23 protein-coding genes are annotated in these 21,009 nt (G+C 57.7%); 12 read left to right on the top strand and 11 right to left on the bottom strand.

From position 1 onward, the window contains the following. Nucleotides 1-124 precede the first annotated feature (124 nt). Together EU556_RS16935 and EU556_RS16930 are read left to right on the top strand one after the other, a co-directional pair. Nucleotides 125-826, top strand: a complete 702-nt coding sequence (locus tag EU556_RS16935) for an NUDIX hydrolase (RefSeq protein WP_135435299.1) — start codon at nt 125-127, stop codon at nt 824-826. 86 nt (nt 827-912) lie between these two features. Continuing rightward, nucleotides 913-1,341 carry a hypothetical protein gene (locus tag EU556_RS16930; protein ID WP_135435298.1) on the top strand — a complete coding sequence of 143 codons (429 nt, stop codon included), beginning with the start codon at nt 913-915 and terminating at the stop codon, nt 1,339-1,341. 43 nt (nt 1,342-1,384) lie between these two features. On the opposite strand, the gene coaD is transcribed toward EU556_RS16930, so the two are convergent. The 3 genes from coaD to EU556_RS16915 all read right to left on the bottom strand — a co-directional run bounded on the left by coaD (nt 1,385) and on the right by EU556_RS16915 (nt 3,542). Further along, entirely contained in the window at nt 1,385-1,858 is a 474-nt protein-coding gene (gene coaD / locus EU556_RS16925) for a pantetheine-phosphate adenylyltransferase (protein ID WP_135435297.1), read from the bottom strand. Between the two features lie 133 nt (nt 1,859-1,991). After that, the gene (locus EU556_RS16920; protein ID WP_135435296.1) at nt 1,992-2,894 is read right to left on the bottom strand and encodes a DUF3822 family protein; all 903 of its coding nucleotides are present in this window, start codon (nt 2,892-2,894) and stop codon (nt 1,992-1,994) included. Between the two features lie 132 nt (nt 2,895-3,026). Beyond that, nucleotides 3,027-3,542, bottom strand: a complete 516-nt coding sequence (locus tag EU556_RS16915) for an NUDIX domain-containing protein (protein ID WP_135435295.1) — start codon at nt 3,540-3,542, stop codon at nt 3,027-3,029. Nucleotides 3,543-3,676: 134 nt separating this feature from the next. Between EU556_RS16915 and EU556_RS16910 the strand changes: the two genes are divergently transcribed. The 9 genes from EU556_RS16910 (at nt 3,677) to EU556_RS16870 (ending at nt 13,871) form a co-directional block, all read left to right on the top strand. Beyond that, entirely contained in the window at nt 3,677-4,111 is a 435-nt protein-coding gene (locus EU556_RS16910; RefSeq protein WP_135435294.1) for a PaaI family thioesterase, read from the top strand. 117 nt (nt 4,112-4,228) lie between these two features. After that, nucleotides 4,229-6,448 (top strand): ATP-binding protein, encoded by a 2,220-nt coding sequence (locus EU556_RS16905; RefSeq protein WP_135435293.1) that lies wholly within the window; start codon nt 4,229-4,231, stop codon nt 6,446-6,448. A gap of 93 nt (nt 6,449-6,541) precedes the next feature. Continuing rightward, a complete protein-coding gene (locus EU556_RS16900) occupies nt 6,542-7,966 on the top strand; it encodes an ATP-dependent DNA helicase (protein ID WP_135435292.1) in 1,425 nt (474 codons plus the stop codon). A gap of 134 nt (nt 7,967-8,100) precedes the next feature. Further along, complete coding sequence (locus EU556_RS16895) at nt 8,101-8,775, top strand: hypothetical protein (protein WP_135435291.1); 675 nt, start codon at nt 8,101-8,103, stop codon at nt 8,773-8,775. Between the two features lie 248 nt (nt 8,776-9,023). Further along, a complete protein-coding gene (locus EU556_RS16890) occupies nt 9,024-9,566 on the top strand; it encodes a DUF1573 domain-containing protein (RefSeq protein WP_135435290.1) in 543 nt (180 codons plus the stop codon). A 251-nt stretch (nt 9,567-9,817) separates the two neighbouring features. Beyond that, the gene (locus EU556_RS16885) at nt 9,818-10,867 is read left to right on the top strand and encodes an aldo/keto reductase (RefSeq protein WP_135435289.1); all 1,050 of its coding nucleotides are present in this window, start codon (nt 9,818-9,820) and stop codon (nt 10,865-10,867) included. A gap of 137 nt (nt 10,868-11,004) precedes the next feature. Then, nucleotides 11,005-12,000 carry an aldo/keto reductase gene (locus tag EU556_RS16880; protein ID WP_135435288.1) on the top strand — a complete coding sequence of 332 codons (996 nt, stop codon included), beginning with the start codon at nt 11,005-11,007 and terminating at the stop codon, nt 11,998-12,000. Between the two features lie 58 nt (nt 12,001-12,058). Then, nucleotides 12,059-12,952, top strand: a complete 894-nt coding sequence (locus EU556_RS16875; RefSeq protein WP_135435287.1) for an alpha/beta hydrolase family protein — start codon at nt 12,059-12,061, stop codon at nt 12,950-12,952. Nucleotides 12,953-12,956: 4 nt separating this feature from the next. After that, complete coding sequence (locus EU556_RS16870) at nt 12,957-13,871, top strand: helix-turn-helix domain-containing protein (protein WP_135435286.1); 915 nt, start codon at nt 12,957-12,959, stop codon at nt 13,869-13,871. Between the two features lie 6 nt (nt 13,872-13,877). Here the strand turns inward: EU556_RS16870 and EU556_RS16865 are convergent, their stop codons facing one another. From EU556_RS16865 to EU556_RS16845, 5 genes are all read right to left on the bottom strand, one after another. Beyond that, complete coding sequence (locus EU556_RS16865; RefSeq protein WP_135435285.1) at nt 13,878-14,255, bottom strand: DUF423 domain-containing protein; 378 nt, start codon at nt 14,253-14,255, stop codon at nt 13,878-13,880. 73 nt (nt 14,256-14,328) lie between these two features. Beyond that, the gene (locus EU556_RS16860) at nt 14,329-14,994 is read right to left on the bottom strand and encodes a YggS family pyridoxal phosphate-dependent enzyme (protein WP_135435284.1); all 666 of its coding nucleotides are present in this window, start codon (nt 14,992-14,994) and stop codon (nt 14,329-14,331) included. 11 nt (nt 14,995-15,005) lie between these two features. Beyond that, nucleotides 15,006-16,055: a vWA domain-containing protein gene (locus EU556_RS16855; RefSeq protein ID WP_135435283.1), complete on the bottom strand. Its 1,050-nt coding sequence runs from the start codon at nt 16,053-16,055 to the stop codon at nt 15,006-15,008. 119 nt (nt 16,056-16,174) lie between these two features. Continuing rightward, nucleotides 16,175-17,113, bottom strand: a complete 939-nt coding sequence (locus EU556_RS16850) for a hypothetical protein (protein ID WP_135435282.1) — start codon at nt 17,111-17,113, stop codon at nt 16,175-16,177. Beyond that, nucleotides 17,106-18,008, bottom strand: coding sequence for a DUF58 domain-containing protein (locus tag EU556_RS16845; protein ID WP_135435281.1), 903 nt, complete (start codon nt 18,006-18,008; stop codon nt 17,106-17,108). Before EU556_RS16845 ends, EU556_RS16850 begins: the two co-directional genes overlap by 8 nt. 38 nt (nt 18,009-18,046) lie before the next feature. Between EU556_RS16845 and EU556_RS16840 the strand changes: the two genes are divergently transcribed. Next, nucleotides 18,047-18,415 (top strand): DUF4296 domain-containing protein, encoded by a 369-nt coding sequence (locus EU556_RS16840; RefSeq protein WP_135435280.1) that lies wholly within the window; start codon nt 18,047-18,049, stop codon nt 18,413-18,415. Between the two features lie 5 nt (nt 18,416-18,420). On the opposite strand, the gene EU556_RS16835 is transcribed toward EU556_RS16840, so the two are convergent. The 3 genes from EU556_RS16835 to EU556_RS16825 form a co-directional block, all read right to left on the bottom strand. After that, nucleotides 18,421-18,753, bottom strand: coding sequence for a tRNA-binding protein (locus EU556_RS16835; protein WP_135435279.1), 333 nt, complete (start codon nt 18,751-18,753; stop codon nt 18,421-18,423). A gap of 101 nt (nt 18,754-18,854) precedes the next feature. After that, a complete protein-coding gene (locus tag EU556_RS16830) occupies nt 18,855-19,421 on the bottom strand; it encodes a DUF922 domain-containing protein (protein WP_135435278.1) in 567 nt (188 codons plus the stop codon). Nucleotides 19,422-19,558: 137 nt separating this feature from the next. Beyond that, nucleotides 19,559-20,935: an MATE family efflux transporter gene (locus EU556_RS16825; protein ID WP_135435277.1), complete on the bottom strand. Its 1,377-nt coding sequence runs from the start codon at nt 20,933-20,935 to the stop codon at nt 19,559-19,561. Between the last annotated feature and the right edge of the window lie 74 nt (nt 20,936-21,009).

Raw genomic sequence — 21,009 nt, 5'->3', positions numbered from 1 at the left:
CAACACAACGGTTTACATCCCGTATCTTGCCCGACCCGGAAGATGTTTTCGTTTTCGGGGAATTATGCTGTGTTTTGCAGCATACCCGCCTGGACTTTCTTTTGCCCCTCCTGATTACCCCGCGATGAACGTCTTCATCAACGATATCCCGCTGATTATTAAAAAGAACAGCGAGAAAATATATAAGCATAAGTACGACCTGATTCTGGGCCCCGAGGACGAGTTCATCTCCAAGGACCTGGTAGGCGACGTGTTAGTGCGCGACGTCACGGACGTGTTCATTGACCGGCTGCTGCGGCTTATGGAGGTGAAAAAGCTGAAAAAGCTGAAGTCGCTGACCCTGCTGGCCCGCAAGAAAAAGCGCCTGATTCTGCACCTCAAAGACCAGTTCAAAATCGTGAAGGCCGCTGGTGGCCTCGTGGTGAAGGATGGCCTAGTGCTGATGATTTACCGCCTCGGAAAGTGGGACTTGCCCAAGGGTAAGCTCAAGAAAGAGGAAGACCCCGGCATTGGGGCTTTGCGCGAGGTGGAAGAAGAGTGCAACATTCAGGTGGAGCTGGCCGATAAGCTGCCCAGCACCTGGCACTCCTATGCTTACAACGGCAACAAAATCCTGAAGAAAACCAACTGGTACATCATGCGCTGCCTCGACGACTCGCTGATGAAGCCCCAGGCTGAGGAGTACATTGAAGAAGTACGCTGGATGACACCCCAGCAAGCCCTGGCTGTACTCCACGACTCCTACGCCAGCATTGAGCTGGTGGTGCGCCATTACCTCAGCGATGTGGCCGGCGAAACTCCTGCTACTAAGGAGCCAGCCAAGTAAGTAGCTGCACCTAACGCCGATAGCCTATGCGCCTGAACCGCTACGCATTCTTGTTGCCGGGCTTACTTCTAGGGCTTGCTAGCTGCATGGGCACCCAATCGGCCGTTGAAACCAAGGCTGCTACGGCCACCCGTCCCGCCAAGCCCACCCAGCCCGTTGCCGTAGATGTGACTCAGCTCGTAGGCCTATCCATTGATGAACTACGTCAAGTGCTCGGGCCTGCTCATGAAGCCAGCACCAGCAAACCAGGGCTGGAACCTACGCCGGCGGAACTCAAACTCACCAATGGTGAGGGCTGGATTAACACGTTTGAGCGCAACGGCCAGACTATAATTGTAGCCTTTCATGCCCGCACCCGGAAAGTGCGCGACATCGTGCTGGTGGGCACCAACGAGGAAGAACTACTGCAGCGCGGTAACCTAAGCCTGACTTCCAGCCGTTACATCGTGCTGCCCTTCACGCAGTCAGATAGTGCCGCTAATATCTCCGGCTTGCGTGTTGTAGCCCGCAACTAACCAGTAAACGGCCCGCTTCTAGTTCAAGAAGCGGGCCGTTTGGCTACTGCTCTCTTGTAACTGCCGGGAGCTGAAACGGAACAAAATCATCCACATTCCCTCCGAAGCGGTGAATCTCGCGGATGATGGTGCTGCTGATGGCAGCCAGCGCGGGTGAGGTAATCAGAAACACCGTTTCCAGATCGGGGTTGACGTGGCGGTTAGCCTGGGCAATGGTGTTTTCGTACTCGAAATCAGTCGTGTTGCGGAGGCCCCGCAGCAGATAGCGGGCCCCGGTTTCGCGGGCAAAGTCGGCCGTAAGGCCTTTGTAAGAGCAGACCGATACCCGCGGCTCATCCTGAAATACCTGCTCAATCAGGGTTATCATCTGCTCGACGGGCAGGTAACGCTGTTTGCTGCTGTTATTGCCAATCGAGATAATTACCTGGTCGAACAGCGCTACCCCCCGGCGCACCACATCCAGATGCCCATTGGTGAAGGGGTCGAAAGAGCCAGGAAACAGCGCAATGCGAGACATGCAGTAGGGAGTAAAGTTGTGATTGGCGTATTTGCGAATAGCGAAGGGGAGAGTTTGTGAAGAGGGAAGTGGCCTAGACGGCGCTCTGGCACGTTAAACCTGGCTTCACAATTTCAGCACTTCGCAAAGGCACTTACTCACAGAGGTGTAAGGCGTAGAGCTCGAAGTAGCGGTACTCAAACACGTCATTCAGGCGGTAGCTGTAGCCCAGGTCGAAGGGGCGGTTGCCGAAGCGGATGTTGCGGATGTATTTGCGCAGAATCGTGAACAGCTCGGAGTCGTGCATCAGGTCGCCCCATACTACTACTGAGTCTTGGTCGGGGTTGAGCTGCAGCTCCTGCATCACCAGAATGGTGTAGTAAATCAGGTCTTCGGGCGTGCTGAACGGGAACACATTGCAAAACTCTGGCTGCTTGTCGCGCACGGCCAGCAGGGTGGCCTCTTGGTGGCCAATGCTCACGTACACGCGCCGCGGGCCCGACTGCTCGCTCTGGTGAACCACGCCTTCAAGCAGGGCACTGGTTTGGTGCAGCAAGCGCCCCTCGGGGTACGTAGTCCTGAACCAGTCTGTCAGGGCCTTTTCGGCAGCGAAAAGGCTCACCACCTCTAGGCTGGCATGGGTATAGTGGTGCACGGTTTCCAGCTGCGGATCGAAGGTATGATGCAGGCGCAGGTAGGCCGCTTCGTCGCCGGCCCGGAACAAGGGGGCGGGCAGCAGGGTGAAATAGCGGTTCTGAACTGCCAGGCGCACCTTGTTCCAGCCCGACTGGCCTAGCAAATCGTGTTGGGCCACCAGCGCCTGCAACTGCGCGGCAAGGGGGGCGTCGGTGGTGGTTTGGTAGTCTTCCAACACCACAAACTTGTTGCGTCGTACGTCGGCCACGCCCACGCGCAAACCAGCTGCGCCTACCGTGAGGTACAGATTATATGCGGCCAGGTTGGAGAGGTCCAGAGTTTCGTCGCGCAGGCGATACTGAGCAACGGGAACGGAGTGGAGCATAGGCGCGGCGGGCGAAACGAGAGTGGCAGCAGACACGGGCAAACAGCTAAAAGTTGGGCTAAAGGTACAGAGCAGCGGCGCAAGTGCCGCCAGCTCCGCCGCAAACTCTCTGGCGTTACCAGGCTAGGCCACTCCCTCTCGGCCAGCAAGCTGCTTGCGTCTGGAGCCTCAACGCTGAAACCGAATCTGGGGAATGAACACGTCGTCGGTGCTAATGATGTCGCGCAGCACGGGGTGCACCTGCGTAGGCAGCAACTGGCCTAGCTGGCGGGGAGTCACGAACTGAAGCTCCGTGAGCAGCTGATCCTCGGCGTTGTGCTCGGGGTCGGTACCTAAGCGGGGCTCGGCACGTTCATCCACGGGCAACACTTCAAAAAAAAGCTCCAAGGCCTGCAGAGTGGGGCTTCGGAACTCGTGCAGGTGCAGGAAGCGGCCCACCGTTACGGCTAGGCCTGTTTCCTCGGCAAACTCCCGCTGCAGGCAGTGCTGCAGGCTTTCCCCAAACTGCCAACCCCCACCCGGCGGCGACCAGAACGAAGCATCTTCCGGCAACATCCCGCGGTGGGCGGCCAGCAGAAGCGCGCCGTTGCGTACCAACAAACCACAGATGCGCACGCGCACCTGGCCGGTGTAGGCCTGTAACAAATCAGTCACCGGGAGCAGGGAAGAGGTTGGATCAGGCATTGTGAAGAATAGGTAGGGGGTAGAAACTAGAACGGGTGAGCAACAGGGCAGACGGCAAATTTCAACTTTCCGCGTGAATTGCGTGCGGGCTAGTGTCAACGTTGCTGCGGACCGCTGCCGTATCTTTGGGGCTCATGAATCAGAATTTATCCTCTGCTCCCGAATCATTGGAGAGCCGAATCCGCCGCCGGCTGACGCGCCAGCACTTTATGCACCTCATTGGGGCAGATCTTACCGTGATTGAGTCCGGCCGGGTAGAGGCCGAGCTACTGCTCCAACAACAGCATCAGCAGCACAGCGGTTTTGCTCACGGTGGCCTAGTGGCCACCATGGCCGACCTGGCCGCGGGCTTTGCGGCCGTAACACTGGTGCCCGAGGGCCTAGGGGTTGTTACGGTTGAGTTGAAAACCAGTTACCTGCATCCGGGCGTAGGTAAGAAGCTGCGGGCCGTAGGCTGGGTGCTGAAAGCTGGCCGCCGCCTGCATTTCTGCGAGGCAGAAGTGTGGTGTGATGAGCAGCTAATTGCCAAAGCTTCTGCTACCATGGCTGTTACGAAGCCCTCAGTATAGCAAACTGAACGATAGAGCGGATTGCAGCCCGGCGGGGCCGCCGCTAGCTAGCAGATTATCTTATCTTGTCATCAGGCTCAAGCAGTTTCCCCGCTGCTTTAGCTGATACTATTGCCCATGAAATGGATACTCGGTGCCCTGTTGTTATTTCTTACCAGCTTAGTGCAGGCGCAACACGCGTATTGGGCAGCTCCTTACGATTCTCTTAAGCAGGCGGCCCGGCGGCAAACTTCTGATACAGCGCGCGTCCGCACGCTTGTGCACCTGCTTGATGTTACCGAGCTAACTGAACTCCGCCGCCGCCAGGATGCTGTGCCGCTGCTGAATGAGCTGCTACGGGCAAATCAACGCGCGCAGCTGCTGGATGATGCTCCGTACCGAGAGTTACGCTCGGGCCTAGTGCTCTGGTTGGAAGGCCAGCAGCTAGGCCAGGCCATGGAGGCTATGCACCGGGCCGTGACCCTGTTTGATCAGGCCCAGCACCCAGTGCCCCGCCTACTCATCGATTTGGCGCCCCTCTACAACCAATTGCAACAGTCGGAGCAGCGCCTCACCTATTTCAATCAGAAATTAAACGAATACCAACTCCACAAGAACTACCAGAATCTGGCGGCCTGCTACCTAGTGCAAGGCGGGTCGTACCGTCACCGGGGCGACCATAACCGGGCTATCAGCTGCTACTTGCATGCCGCCGACCTGTTTGCCAAATTCGACCACAAGCTGCAGGCAAATGAGCTCATAGTGGCGGGCTCAGCCTACGCCGACTGGGGAAATAATCAGAAGGCTCTGGCCTACATGCAGCAAGCCGTGGAGCTGGAAAACCGACATCACATCAATGACCTGCAGCGTTTCTATACTCTATTGGCCATTAGTAGACTCTACGTCCACTACCAAGACTACGCCAAAGCAGGGCAGTTCGCCGATCAGGCCCTGGAGTTTGCCAAGAACAGCCCCGCCACAAAAGCCGAGTACACGGCCTACGCCCTGGTGCAGCAGAGCAGCGTACTGCTGCAGCTAAAACAACCCCAGCAGGCACGTCCACTGCTCCAACGTGCGCAGCATATTGCCGATTCTCTGCGCATGCCCATCACGGGAAGACCAGGAGAGTTTGCTCTCGATGACACCTGGGCCCGCTACTATGAGCAGCAGCACGACTACGATAAGGCTGAAATCAGGTGGCAGCAGGCCTATCAAAAGGCTACGGTAGCTAAGTATAATATGCTGCGCCCCCAGTATCTGCAGCAGCTCATTCGGTTGTACGATAAGCAGGGGCAACCGGCAGAGGCGCAGGTCTACACCCGCATCTACCTCAACCTGATCGACACGATGAATGTCAGGCAGGGCGCGCATCATGTGGCCCAATATGAGGGCGAACGGCAGGAGCGGACGCGCCTGGCACAAATTGCTGACTTGCGGCAAGCTCAGGCTGTTCAGGCCGTGCGTATTCAACAGCGCAACACGCTACTAATTGTGGCAGGGGTGGCCATCGTCTTGATTTCGGGGCTGGGGGTATTAGCCTACAGGCAGCTTCAGATTAAGCGTCGGGCCTTGGCGCAGCTGCGGCAGGCCCAAAACCAGTTGGTGCAGTCGGAGAAATGGGCGTTTGTGGGCGAGTTATCCGCGGGCATCGCGCATGAGCTCCAGAACCCCTTGAATTTCATGAAGAAGTTTGCCGAGGTGAGTACCACCATGGTCGATGGCATGCACCAACAGGGCCAAGTATCCGACACTGGACTGGAACAGGAAATCTTGCAGGGGCTGAAGCAAAACTTGCAGGAAATCAGCCAACACGGTATGCGGGCGTCCTCCATCATCCGCGGCATGCTCGACCACTCGCGAGCGGGCACCGGCCAGCGCGTGGCCACCGACCTCAACGAGCTAGCCACTGAAAACCTGCATCTGGCCTACGAGAGTCAGCAGGCCCAGCAGCCGCAGTTTAAGGCGCGGCTTTCCATGGAGCTAGCCCCCGATTTGCCCCTGGTGAGTGTGGTGCCGCAGGACATGGGCCGGGTACTCCTCAATCTCTGCACTAATGCCTTCTATGCCGTAGAGCAGCGCCGCCAGGCCGAGCCGGAAACTTATGTGCCCACCATCAGCGTAAGCACCCGCCAGCAGCCCGGCAGCATAGAAATTCGGGTGCGCGACAACGGTGGCGGCATGACGCCGGAGGTGCAGCAAAAAGTATTCAAGCCTTTCTTTACCACCAAGCCCATTGGGGAAGGTACTGGCCTAGGCCTCTCCCTCAGTCATGATATTGTGAAGGCCCACGGCGGCACACTTCTCGTTGAGTCACGAGAAGGAGAGTATACTGAGTTTGTGGTGCAACTGCCCGTGTAAGCTACTAGGTGCAGCAAGCAACTCATTACCTAAAATCGCGGGGCGGCAGGGAGCGGAAAGGGGCGTAGCTTTGTTCTTCCCGAATACGCCGTTATGCTTTCCGTTAGAACTCCCTCCGTCCGCGACTACTTTCCTTACGAACCCACTCAGGACCAGGCCCTGCTATTTCAGCAGCTGGATGTGTTTCTGAAAGACCAACTGCCCGGCCGCAAGGCCTTCGTACTGCGCGGGTACGCCGGTACGGGTAAAACCACCGTAGTAAGTGCTCTGGTGCAGTGGCTCCACCAAATGGGCCGTAAATACACCCTGATGGCCCCCACCGGCCGCGCAGCGAAGGTGATGAGCACCTACTCAGGGGTGGCGGCCAGCACCATTCACAAGAAAATATACCGCCAAACCAGCGGCACGCCTAGCCAGGGCCTTACGTTCCAGCGCCAGCCCAACCGCGCCCAAGACACCTTGTTCATCGTGGACGAAGCTTCCATGATTTCTGATGAGAAAGCCTTTGGCCAGAATGGCTTGCTCGACGATGTGATGAACTACGTGTTTGAGAAGCCCACTAACCGCCTGCTGCTCATCGGCGACACGGCCCAGTTGCCGCCCGTAGGCCAGTTACTTTCCCCTGCCCTCGACCCCGCCTTACTTCAGCAACGCTTCCGGGCCGATGTGCTGTCGGTGGAGTTGCGCCAGGTTATGCGCCAGGCCGAGCAGTCGGGGATTCTGATGAACGCTACGGTGCTGCGCGAGGAGCTGCGCGAAGAGCAGCCCCATATTCAGTTTTTCACTAAAGGCTACCCCGACATCTTCGCTATGCAGGGCGATAAGCTGGAGGATGGCCTACGGTGGGCCTACAAGAACTTTGGGCACGAGAACAGCACCATTATTTGCCGCTCCAACAAAAACGCCAACCAGTACAACCAGTACATCCGGCGGATGCTGTTTGAGGCGGAAGATGAGATTGAGTCGGGCGACTACCTGATGGTGGTGCGCAACAATTATTACTGGCTCCCGAAAGACTCTGAAATCGGCTTTCTGGCCAACGGTGACTTTGTGCAGGTAGTCAAGATTATTCGGCGCACCGAGGAGTTTGGCTTCCGCTTCGCCGATGCCCGCGTGCGCCTCGTCGACTATCCCGACGAGCCCGATATTGAAGTGAAGCTGCTCCTAGACACCCTACACACCGACAGTCCGGCGCTAACGGCAGACCAGAACAAGGCCTTGTACGATGCGGTGAACGAAGACTACGCTCACCTCACCACCAAAAAGGACCGTACGGCCGCCCTGCGAAAAGACCCGTTCCTCAACGCGCTGCAAGTAAAGTTTGCCTACGCCCTGACGTGCCACAAGGCGCAGGGTGGGCAGTGGCAGGCTGTGTTCGTAGATCATGGCTTCCTGAAAGAAGACATGGTGAACAGTGAGTTTGCCCGCTGGCTCTACACGGCCGTTACGCGCTCCTCCGAAAAGCTGTTTCTGCTCAACTTCAACCCCAAACTCATCGGCGACGAATCAGCTGAATAATGCAATTAGCTTACTGCACAGGCCTAGCGGAGGCGTCGTTACGTAAAACGGATGATTAGGGTTGCGAGAATATTGCTGAATGTGTAGTTTGCTGCCATATTCTCACGTTTCACTCCCTATACCTCCTTTTTGTTATGCTCACCCGTGTATCTACCGTACGGCTGCTGCTTTGTGCCGCATTGCTAGCTCCGCTGGCTGTAACGGCACAAACCCGTGAAATTTATACGAACGAGAACTTTAAGACGCTTGCTGTTTCGCACAAGAAGCTGGCCGTGCTGCCCTTCGCCGTGAAGCTCGATCTACGCCCCAATGCCGTAGCGAAGAGCGGTGGCCCTGAAGGCGTAGCCCGGCTGGAGGAAAATGAAGGCCTAGACGTGCAGAGCGCGTTGCACTCGTACTTCCTGAAGCGCAAGGCTGAAAACGACCTTACCGTTGATATTCAGGACCCCGCTCGCACCAATGCTCTGCTAAAGCAGAACAATCTCACGCCAGCTACTATGGCCGCTCTCACCCCGGAGCAACTAGCTACGCTGCTAGGTGTAGATGGGGTAATGACCGGTACGTTTGCCAGCTCCCAGCCCATGTCGGGAGGCGCGGCCGTGGCCATGACCATGCTGGTAGGAGCCAGCGGCGCTACCAATACCGGCAAGCTCACGCTCAATATTCACGACGGCAAATCGGGTGAGTTGCTGTGGAAGTACGACAAGAGCCTCTCGCGTGGCCTCGGCAGCGACACCAATTCCATTGTAACGACGATTATGCGCAAAGCCTCACGGCAGTTCCCGTACTCCAAAGAGTTCGGTAAATAGTCAGAAGGGTAAGCGCAGGAGAGGGCGGCCGGAAGAAATTCTGGCCGCCCTTTTTGCTGGCTGCCCAAGTGCTGCTTGTGTAAGTAAGAAACCTAAAGGGTGGCTGAACTTCTAACCGTAGCAACTGTTAGGCGAGGAAGCAGACCTTCATAAGAACTTCACGGGCCGGGTAGAAATATGGCACTCATCTTGCCTCGGCAGCCGAAAATCGTATTTTTGTTTACTTAACGCATGCAACTCCTCCGACTATGAAAAAAGTACTTTTGCTGGCCTTGTCGCTCACCACGATGGGCTTCGCCGCGCAGGCACAGACGGCTGCCGTGAAGCCAGCCAATGTCCAGACCAAAGTAGCTGGTCCGCAGATTCAGTTTGAGGAAATGAAGTACGACTTCGGCTCCATCAAGCAGGGTGACGTGGTTGACCACACCTTCAAGTTCAAGAACGTAGGCACCCAGCCACTGGTAATTTCCAACATTGGCGTGAGCTGCGGCTGCACCACTCCCGACTGGACCAAAGAGCCCGTGATGCCCGGTAAAACCGGCACTATATCGGCCAAGTTTAACAGCTCCGGTAAAATGGGCATGCAAAACAAGGTCCTGACCATTGAGTCGAACTCCGTGGGTGGCAACGCCATGGTTTCGCTGGTAGGCGACGTGAAAGACTCGGCTTCGGCTGATGCTTCGTCGGTAGCTCCTGCGGCGGTATCGGCCTCCGAGATGGATGCCAAAGACGGCAAGCAGAAAGCCAAAGTGAGCGACAACAAAATCAAGATGAAGAAGAAGTCTTCGTAAGACGCCGTTTTCTACTTCTTACACAAAAGGTGGCTTACCAACTTGGTAGGCCACCTTTTTTTGTTGGCCGCATTGCGAGGGCCCGAGCGAGTGGCCTAGCAGCTCACTCTAGCGGACCGCGGGCTGAGCAACCTGCGTTTTGTGTTGAGGAAGCTGCAATTTGTATAGCTCAGCAGTGCCGTAGAGGGCTGACCTTTGAGAACCAGATGGTTGCTGTACCAGCACCAAGTGGTTTCCAATATTTACCCTCTATGAACCTCACTTCTTATCGGACCCTAGGCCAGTCTGGCCTCATCGTCAGCCCACTTGCGCTGGGCACCATGACCTTTGGTACCCCACGCTGGGGCTCTGCCGATGCCGTGTCGCAGCAGCTATTTGACGTTTACGTTGATGCAGGCGGCAACTTCCTGGACACGGCCGACGTGTACGCCGGTGGCCGAAGCGAGGAGCTAGTGGGCGAATATATTGCCAAGCGGCACCTACGCGACCACGTAGTGCTGGCCACCAAGTTTGGGTTTAATGCCCAGCCTGGAAACCCCAACGCGGGCGGCAACGGCCGCAAAAACATCTATCGGGCCCTAGAAGGCTCCCTGCGCCGCCTCCAAACCGATTATGTAGATCTGTACTGGCTGCACGTGTGGGATATGGTTACGCCCGTGGAGGAAGTGCTGCAAACCCTCGGCGACCTAGTGCGTGCTGGCAAAATTCGTTACTTCGGCTTCTCCGATATGCCCGCCTGGTACACCGCCAAGGCTGCAACCCTCGCCGCAGCCCATGCTGTGCCCGGCCCCATAGCTATGCAACTGGCCTACTCCCTGGTGGAGCGCAACATAGAGCAGGAGCACGTGCCTGCCGCACTAAGCAGTGGCCTAAGCATCACGCCCTGGAGCCCATTGGCGGCTGGCTTTTTAGCTGGAAAGTACGAGCGCACGAAGCACGGAGCCACCGGCGAAGGTCGGCTTAGCGGCCCCAACCCCTTCGGCGACACGCTATTTACCGAGCGGAACTGGCGCGTGCTGGAGGTGCTGCGCACAGTAGCAGAGCAGGCGGAGCGTCCGTTGGCCCAAGTGGCGCTGGCGTGGGTGCTGGCCCAGCCGGGCATTACTTCGCCCATTGTAGGAGCCAGCCGAGTAGAGCAGCTGCACGACCACCTGGCTGCTCTGGAGGTGCGCCTAAACCCTGAGCAACTGACTACGCTGCAGAACGCCAGCGCCCCCGGCGCAACGTTTCCCTACAACATCTTCACCCCCGCCATTAACCGCGGAATATTCGGGGGCAATACCGTAGCGGTGTGGCGGTAACCACTGGCCTAGTACCGCGCCGCAGTCTACGTTTTGTATTGCAGAAGCCGCAGTTTGTATAACTCGGGGGCGGGGGTGGGGCCAGACCTTTGTCAGGTCAAGTACGCAAACAGTTAACGTAACCACCAACAAACAATATGAGCACCATCAACAGAGTAGCCCTGGGAAGTCAGGGGTTGGAAGTACCCGTGGAAGGATTGGGGTGCATGGGCATGACGGCCGGTGTAAATGGCATGAGCGTGTACGGCGAGGCCGATGAAACCGAGAGCTTAGCCACTCTGCACCAGGCGCTGGAGCTAGGCGTGAACCTGCTGGATACGGCCGACCTGTACGGCCCAATGCTCAATGAGCGCCTAATAGGTCGGGCCATAGCTGGCCGCCGCCAGGAAGTAATACTGGCCACTAAATTTGGCTTTGAAGTAGACGACAACGAGAACTGGACTGGTCAGCTGAATGGCCACCCAGCCTACGCCCGTAAGTGCATTGAGCGCTCCTTGCGTAACCTCAAGACCGACTACATCGACCTCTACTACCTGCACCGCCACGATCCCAACGTGCCCATTGAAGACACCATTGGGGAGATGAGCCGGTTTGTAGCCGAGGGCAAAGTCCGCTACCTGGGCGTTTCGGAAACCCCGGTCGATATTTTGCGCCGGGCCCACGCCGTGCACCCACTTACCGCCCTGCAAACGGAGTACTCTTTGTTTGACCGCGGCGTAGAAGAAAAAGGCACGCTGCAGGCAGCCCGAGACCTGGGCATTGGCTTTGTGGCCTACTCGCCGCTGGGCCGGGGCTTCTTGTCGGGGGATATTAAGTCGCCCGACGACTTTGAGGCTTCCGATTCGCGCCGCTTCTTTCCGCGGTATCAGGGCGAAAACTTCTACAAGAATCTGGAGTTGGTAGAAAAGCTTAAAACCCTGGCGGAAGGCAAAGGCGTAACGGCGGCTCAGCTAGCCCTGGCCTGGGTACTGGCGCAAGACGTGGTTGCCATTCCGGGTACCAAGCGGCGCAAGTATTTGGAGCAGAACGTGGCGGCTGCCAGCATCACGCTTAGCCAGCAGGAGCTGACAGAGCTAGAAGCCATCATGCCGGTAGGCAGCTCGGTGGGAGAGGCCTACCCCGCTGGCCTGTAGCCATAAGCTATGTTTACCGCGCAATGACGTACTTAGCCGTACTTAACTCTTGCAGCACATGACGGACTCAGTAGGGTATTGCGCGGTATCAGTGGAAGATGCGCAACTAGCACTAGCTTTTCCAGTAAGGGTGCTCTATCCTACACTTACTCCCGCCGAGCGGGTGCCAATTGGCCCCTATGAGTTATACGTGGCACCCGAGGCCCCGGTGTCGCCGGGCACTTTTCCGCTGGTACTTATTTCGCACGGCACAGGCAGCTCGGGGCTGGTGCATCGCAACCTGGCGCACTACTTGGCGCGGCACGGGTACGTAGTAGGCCTAGTGGAGCACGCCCACAACAACCGCGACGACAACAGCTGGGCCAATACTCCGCAAAATCTGGTGGCCCGCCCCCGGCATCTACTGCTGGCTATTAATCAATTATTTAACCATCAAAGTTTAGCGGCAGCGCTTCAGCCCGATACGGTTGCCCTGATTGGGCATTCACTCGGTGGGTACGCGGCGCTAGCGTTGGTGGGCGGGGAGCCCGTTGGACGCCTTCCTGAAACGGCCGACGGACCACCGCTCCGTATCCCCACGCCGCCGGCTGATGCGCGAGTGAAAGCCGTGGTGCTGTTGGCGCCCGCCATACCGTGGTTTGGGTCAGAAGGCAGTTTGCAGCACGTGCAGGTGCCACTACTAGTGCTGGTTGGTGAGCAGGATGAGCATACCCCCGCCGCGCAGGTTGAACAGATACTGGCGGGCGTGCCCAATGCCCGGCAGGTAACGCTTCGGGTAATTGATAAAGCCGGCCATTTCTCCTTCCTGAGTCCATTTCCGCCGGCGCGTGTGAGTCCAGCGTTTCCTCCTTCCCAAGACCCAGCGGGCTTTAACCGGCTGCATTTCCACGACGAGCTATACCCTGCGATTGAGGCATTCTTGTCGCGGACTCTTCTGAATACGTCTTCCTAATCTTATGAAACAGCCCGCCAAGGAATTCCGCTTGCTAGAATCCGTATCAGACTTCACGCAGCATTTCGGCTTCCCCAGCCCGGTGCATCCGTTGCTGGCCGTAATTGATCTGGAGCAGACCCGCCACCTAATTCCGCAAACCATGCCGGCCCTGCGGCAGCTCTACATCATTACCCTCAAGAAAAACCTCAAGGGGCTAATCCAATACGGGCGGCGCGCCTACGATTTCAATGCCGGAGTACTGGCTTTTTACGCGCCGGGGCAGCTGTGCGAGAGTAACACCTCCGTTGACATCTCGGAACTATCGGGGTGGATGGTAGTTTTTCACCCCGATCTGCTGCACAAGTACCCGCTGGGCAAGAAGATTACCACCTACGGGTTCTTCTCCTACCAAGTGCACGAAGCCCTGCACTTGGCCGCGCGTGAGGAAGAAATGCTGGACGGACTGGTAGCTAACATCCGGCGGGAGTGCGAGCAGCCGATTGATGCGTTCAGCCAAGATGTGCTGGTGTCGCAGCTGGATGTGCTGCTGAGTTATGCCAACCGCTTCTACCACCGCCAGTTCCTGACGCGCCGCCCCGCCGAGCACGACCTGCTTACTCGCTTCGAGGAGCAGCTAACCGCGTATTTCACCCTGGAAGGTGAGCATCCCTTGCCCACTGTGCAGTACTTCGCCGATGCCTTGCACGTGTCGCCGGCCTACCTCAGCGACATGCTACGTGCGCTAACGGGCCAAAACACCCAGCAGCACATCCACCAAGCCCTGATTAACAAAGCCAAACAGTTGCTGCTGGGTACCTCACTGACCATCAACGAAACTGCATTTCAGCTGGGCTTCGAGTACCCGCAGTATTTCACCCGGCTATTCAAGAGTAAAACGGGTCTCACGCCGGCTGCCTTCCGCTTTTCGGTGCAGTAGGGTGGCCTAGAGCTGGCGGGCGGCCAGGAGCAGGGTAATCCAGCCGGCAATAAACAGGAGGCCGCCGATGGGCGTAATGGCCCCGAGCTTGGTAATACCCGTCAGACAGAGTACGTACAGCGAGCCGCTAAATACGATGGTGCCGCCCAGCCACAGCCAAGCCGTGGTGCCCAGGCCGCGCAGCTCAGGCCGCACATGGTATAAAATGCCCACGGCCAACAGCGCCAACGCATGATAAAACTGGTAGCGCACGGCTGTTTCGAAGGTGTCGAAGCGGTTGGAGGCTTCGAGCATGCTGCGTAGGCCATGCGCCCCGAAAGCGCCAATACCTACGCCCAAAGCACCCAGCAGAGCTGCCAATTGAAGAATGATGCGAGCCGTCATGGGAAGAAGTAAAAGGAAGTGGAGAGAAAGAAGTGGCCTAGGCCACTCAAGCGGCAGCAGCGAAAGAGTGCAGCTACCGGGCGCCAAAAATAGCGCTGCCCACCCGAATGAGCGTGCTGCCTTCTTGCAGAGCCAACCGGTAGTCTGAACTCATGCCCATAGATACCTCCCGGAAGTTCTCATCCTCAGCGAAGTACAGTGCCTTAAGCTTGTCGAAGTAGCCGCGCAGCTCCCGGAACTCGCGGCGGAGTTGGTGTTCATCGGACGTATTAGTGGCAATGCCCATCACGCCAGCCAGCCGGACGTGGCGCATGGCCCGAAATTCCGCCGACTGCAATATTTCCTCGGCTTCGGCCAGAGACAGACCGGTTTTGGTTTCTTCCTTGGCAATGTGAAACTGCAGCAGCCCCCGAATTTCGCGCTGGTGGCGGGCCGCCTGTTTCTCCACCTCTTGCAGCAGCTTCAGGCTGTCGAGGCTTTGGATGGTGTGCACGAAGGGCGCGATATACTTCACCTTATTGGTTTGCAGGTGCCCAATGAGGTGCCACTCCACATCGGCGGGCAACTCTGGCTGCTTGGCGGCCATTTCCTGCACCCGGTTCTCGCCAAAAATGCGGCTGCCGGCATCGTAGGCCTCTTGCAGCAGAGCCACGGGGTGAGTTTTAGTTACTGCTACCAGCTTGGCGGAAGTGCCCGTAAGCTCCTGCTGAATTCGGTGAATATTATCGGCTATGGACATGTAGTGCAGAATTAATCTTCCAGAGCATTGGTGAGAAAGGTGTTTTTGAGACCCAGCCAAATCAACCACAGCCCCAGAGACCAGAACAGATAAATGCGGTAATAGTCTTTGGTGTTGCGGTAGCGGGTCTGCTTGATTTCCGATTTCTCGTAGCGGTTGATGCGCCGAAAAACCTGGGTGAGGCCGGCATTGTCGGTGGCTCGGAAGAACTGTCCCTCGCCGGCCTGAGCAATCTGGCGCATGGTGGTTTCGTCGAGGCGGGTTTCTACGTAACGGGGGCGCCCAGTTTCATCTTTGCCGTAAGGCACTATGCCATCCTGGCCTAGGCCTATGGTGTAGATTTTGAGTCCGTAGACGTGGGCCAGTTGGGCGGCCGTCAGCGGGTCGAGGCTGCCGGCCGTGTTTTCTCCATCCGAAATCAGGATGCATACCTTGGAGCGGGAGCGGGAATTGCGCAAGCGGTTGGTAGCTACGCCCAGCGCCGTACCAATGGCGGTGCCATCATTGGCAATCATGCCCAGCCGGATATCCTGCAGGTCGTCCAGTAGCAGTTCATAGTCGGTAGTGAGGGGAGCCAGCGAATAGGCATCACCGGCAAACACCACTAGGCCTATCCGGTCGCCCTGGCGCCCGGCAATAAAGTCGCGGGCTACGCGCTTGGCAGCCTCCAGGCGGTTGGGCCGCAGGTCTTGCAGTTCCATGGAGGCCGAAACGTCAAGTAGCAGCAGAATATCAATGCCTTCGCCGTTTTGCACCACGCGCTCGTCGGTGCGCTGGGGGCGGGCCAGGGCCACAATAGCAAACCCAATGCTGAGCGCCAGCAATACATCGGGCAGAAAGCGCAGCAGCGTGCTCCAGTCGCGCGGAACCTGCCCCCGCACAAAGGCTACCCCCAGCCGCGAGCGACGCCGGTGGGCCAGCACCCAGCGCGCTACAAACAACAGCGGCACCAGTGGCAGCAGCAACAACAAGCGCGGCTCGGCCCAGGTGTAGCTGGCTAGCGTGGCGTAGCGCACACTATCCAGAATGGGGGCGAACAGCTGCTGCCAAAGTTGTTGCATGAGGGAAGTGAGAGAGGCGGAAGGCGCAAAAGTAGTCTGAATCAGCTGGAATCATGACTGAAGCAGATTTCTAGCTGTGAGCAGGCCAACAGGCTAGTGAGGCCCGACGAGCACCCGAGTCAGGGCTGCACCATGTTAGCTACCACGCGGGTATACTGCCGGTCGGCAAAGTCGCGGAGCAGCACAAAGGCCAGATCGGTTTCCGTGTCATCTTCCGAAAACTGGTTGCCATAAATCACTCGGTCGGCAAGACTGAGGGCCAGACGCACGTCGGAGTCGTTTTGGTAATGGGCCACAATTTCGCGGGTAGTAAGGCTGTTGATGGCGTTGTTTTCGAGGTTGGAGAGGTAGTTTTTCCAGAGTGTAATGGCGCGCTCCATGTTGGTAAGGGAGCGGGAAAGCGTAAAACGCTCTACGTGACGAGCATATTGAGCCAAGAAGTACGCGTGATTTTTGCGCAGGCGGTAGCGACGGTAGCGCAGGCGCAGCTTCCGCCGGAACCCCAGCACTACACCACCGGCTACCCCTAGCAGCAGCGCTGCCCCTGCCAGCCAATAAGGGTAGTTGAATTGGGGTTCTACGGGCTGCATGCTCAGGTTTTGGCGCAGGTTAGGCACTTGACCGGGTACCACCGGCGGTGCCGTTCGTACCAACCGCACCTGGGCAGGCACCGAGGAAATAGCCAGCGTGTCGCGGCCACGGAGGACGGTAATAGGCAAGCTCAGGCGCTGCACTGAATCTAGGGCGAACGTGCGCAGGCGGTACACGGTGCGGTCGAGGCTGCGGCTCTCCCGCGTGCGAGTGGGGGAGTACCGCTTGCCCACAAACTCAAAGGGCTGGTAGTTAGCCGCCGAGTCGGGGAAGATGACCTCTAGGCCAGGGGCATGCTCGTAGCGCAGTTCATACTCTACAAGTTCGCCTACTTTGGCCGTTTGCCGCAGAAAGCGGCCCTGGGGAAGCGTGTCGGGCTGGGTTTGCGCCAGTGAGGCCACGCTGAGGAGTAGAGACAGGCCTAGCCAGGCTGCCCGGCGCAGCAATTTGCTCAGACCCTTATCCACGGCTGCCCCGTTGGTTGCGCCGCCGAAACAGCCGCACCAGCTGCGGAATGAAATCAGTATCGGTAGCAATGGAAAGGTATTCAGTACGATGACGACGACAGATCTGGCCAATCTGCTCCCGGTTTAGCTCGTAGGTGGCTCGGTAGCGCGCCCGGAAAGCTTCGGAGGAGGTATTCACCCACACCGTGCGGCCCGATTCCTGATCATGGAGCGGAATAATGCCCAAAGGTGGAAACTCCCGCTCCCGCTGGTCCAGGAGCTGCAGCACCACCAAATCGTGCTTACGGGCCAGCATGGTGAGCTCCCGCTCGTAGTTGGTATCAATAAAATCCGAAATCAGTAGCACAATGGTGCGACGCTTCAGCAGCCCTAGCGCCTGCTTAATACCAGCTCCCACGGCCGTTTGTCGGCTCTGGGGCTCCAGCGAAAACAGGCGCTTGATGAGGGCATACGCGTGCCGGATGCCCTTGCCCGGTGGCAAGTAGAACTCCTTCTGATCAGAAAAGGCCAGAATGCCCAATTGCGCATCCTGCCGAGCGGCAGCCAAGGCCAGCACTCCGCAAATTTCCCGGCCGACATCAATCTTGCGGCGGTTGGCCGCCCCAACTTGTTGTGAGCCGCTTACATCAAGCAACAAAAGCACCTGCTGCTCACGTTCTTCCTTGTAGGTCTTCACAAAGGTGCCGTGGCCCTTGCTGGAAACGGCCCAGTCGATGGCCCGCACTTCGTCGCCGTACTGGTAAAGCCGCACGTCGTCGAATTCTAGGCCAGTGCCCTTGAACACCGAATGAAAGTCTCCCTGCAGCTGTGCATCCACCGCTTTCAAAATGCGGATTTCCATCTGGCGCAGCCGGCGGACGAGATGTTGAAAAGGGGAGGGGGTGGCAGGATGCATTTGGACTAAAACTACGCGTTCCTCTTAACTTTGCGACTGTGAAAAATACTTTCCTTTATCTGTTACTGATTCTAGGGGCCTGGTTACAGGCGTGCCAGAAGCCCGAAGACGTGGCACCCCCGAGCAAGCTACTGCCCCAGGATAAGATGGTTAGCGTGCTCGTGAACATTCATATTCTGGAGGCGCAGGTAGATGCTTCGGCTCTGCCATCTGATTCGGCCCGCGCCCTGTTTTTGCAACAGAAAAAAGAGCTGTTTAAGCGCTACGGCGTCACAGACTCTTCCTTCCGGCAGAGTTACCGCTACTACGCCGTGCACGACAAAGACCTCGACGACATCTATAAAATCGTGATTGACAGTCTGGGCAAGCGGGAGCAGAAGTTGGGCGTGTCGCCCGATGCCCTCTAGGCCACCTAGATCAGCCGGCTACCGTTAGGTACGGGCACCGGAAACGAGGTCAGCACGATATGACCATCGGCATCGGCCACGCCCGTTACTAGAACCTCCGACATGAAGTTGGCAATTTGCCGCGGCGGAAAGTTAACTACGGCCAGTACCTGCCGCCCCACCAACTCAGCCGGCTGGTAGTGATGCGTGATTTGCGCACTGGATTTTTTCTGTCCGATTTCAGGCCCGAAGTCAATTACGAGTTGGTACGCCGGCTTACGGGCAGCCGCAAATTCTCGGGCTTCGAGAATGGTACCCACGCGCAGGTCTACGCGCTCAAAGTCAGCCCAGGTAATCATGTAGTGAAGTGGTGAGTGAGGTAGTGAAGTAAAACAATGGCAATGTAATCAGCACATCATCCTTGGTTTGCTATTCACAACTTCACCTCTCATAACACCACTTATTTCACCGCAAAGGCCTCGAACTGCTGTAACTTCTGCTGAATTTGCTCTTCCCAGGCTTTTTGCCGGGGTTCGTTCAGACCATGGTTGGTATCGGCATCGTACTTGGCTTCCTCGCGCTGCCACTCCAGAAACGCCAGCTTAGTGATGTTGTTAAAGGCCGGTTGCAGGTGCAGGCAGTCGAGCTTCACGAGGCTTAGCTTCTGACGCAGCTTGCGGGTGTGCAGCTCCGTAATATCAAAATGCAGCTGTTCGTGGCGTAGCAGAATGGGGCTGGCCGTGGCCGCGTTGCGTACCCACGACTCATTAGGGACAAAAATTGCGCGCACCTTAGCCGAGAACTGGTAATCTACGCACCCGACTTTGGCGTCGATGGTGGAAGAAGTAAGGGCCGCCAACCGGTCGGTGTTAGGGCGGGCTTTGAAGTCTTCCCACGTCAGGCGGCGGTCGGCGCGCCACTCAATAGTAGCTGGGGCCGGGGCGGCGGAAGTAGCAGCGGGTGCGCCCTGGAACCAGTGGCCTAGCGTGCTCAGCAGCTGCAGGGGAAGCAAAAAGGTCGTCAGCATCGGCGACAGATAAAGGTCAGAGTAGCAAATACGCAAAGTAAGAAGCTAAAAACCAGCAACGTCGGGACTTCGCCTCGCCTGGTAAGCAGCTAAGGCACCGAACAGGATTTTTCTGATTTTATTGCATCAGTAGCCGTCTAACGCACGCTGGCTACAACTTCGTTCAGATGCGCTGTAGCTAGTGTGCGACTCCGGTGGCGGAAGCGCAATAGCAACAGACCGGCTACCAGCGTAAGGCCCGTGAGTAAGCCAAGCCACACCCCAGTAGCACCCAGCCCTAGCACAAAGCCCAGCAGGTAGCCTAGCGGCAGCGCGGCGGCCCAGTAGGCCAGTAGCGCTACTATGGAGGGAACCTTCACATCCTCTAGCCCGCGCAGGGCGCCCAGCCCCACCACCTGCAGACCATCAGAAATCTGGAAGGCCGCCGCAATGAGCAGCAGGGCGGCCGCCTGGGCAATTACGGCGGGGTCGTTGTTGTAATACTGCGGAATGTAGTGGCGGCCAATAATCAGCAGCAGCCCCATCAGGCTCATGAATAGAAACGTGATGAGGTAAGCCGCGTAGCCAGCGTGCCGGGCCCCAGGGGCATTGCCGGCACCCCGCAGATTGCCCACCCTGATAGTGGCCGCCGCCGCAATACCGCTGGCGGCCATGTAAGTAACAGAGGCTACGTTGATGGCAATTTGGTGGGCGGCCAGCTCGGTAGCGCCCAGCCACCCAATCATGATGGCCGAGAAGCTAAAGGCGCCCATTTCGAACATCATTTGCACACCAATGGGTGAGCCAAACCCAATGAGGCGGCGTAAGCTGGCGGCATCAGGAAGCAGGTTATGAGCGGCGGCTTCGCGGTAGGGATGCAGGCGCGCCGCTACCAGCACGTAGGCCGCCATTAGCACTGCCATCAGGGTTCGGGCAAGTAGGGTAGCCCAGGCGGCACCCATCATACCCAAGTTGGGGAAGCCAAATTTGCCGAACACTAAAACGTAGCAGAGGAAGGCGTTGAGCAGGTTGGCCGCAACGGAGAGAACCATGGCCTGGCGGGTGAGGCCCAGCCCCTCGGCAAATTGCTTAAAGCCCTGGAAAACCATTAAGGGTAGCAACGACAAAAATATCACCCGAATCCAGGGGGCAGCCAGGGCGGCTACGTCGGGCTCCTGGTGCAACAGAGGCAGGAAGGGCGGCAGCAGCAGGCCTAGGCCACCCAGCAGGGCACCAGCTGCCGTGCACAGCCACACTCCGTTCACCAGCAGGCGCCCCAGGGTAGTTACGTCGCGACGGCCATCGGCGGCGGCAACCAGGGGGGTAATACCCATGGCTAGGCCCATTCCAAATACCATAACCACCGTGCACACGCTCACGCTCAGCGAAACCGCGGCCAGCTCGACCTTACCAGTTTGGCCTACCACCATGCTGTCGCAGACGTTTACCAGCACGTGGCCCAGCTGACTGAGCATAACCGGGTACGCTAGCGTGAGGGTAGGACGAAGGTGAGGACGCAGGGTGGGCAGAAGCATAACAACAGCTGAAAAACTGCCGCAAAGGTACCACACCAGGGCCGGGTAGCAGGTGCCCGGTCTGAAAATGATCG

Source organism: Hymenobacter fodinae (genome assembly GCF_004745825.1).
Taxonomy (GTDB): Bacteria; Bacteroidota; Bacteroidia; order Cytophagales; family Hymenobacteraceae; genus Hymenobacter; species Hymenobacter fodinae.
The sequence above is the reverse complement of the archived record's forward strand: the minus strand, read 5'-3'. Positions and strand labels throughout refer to the sequence as shown.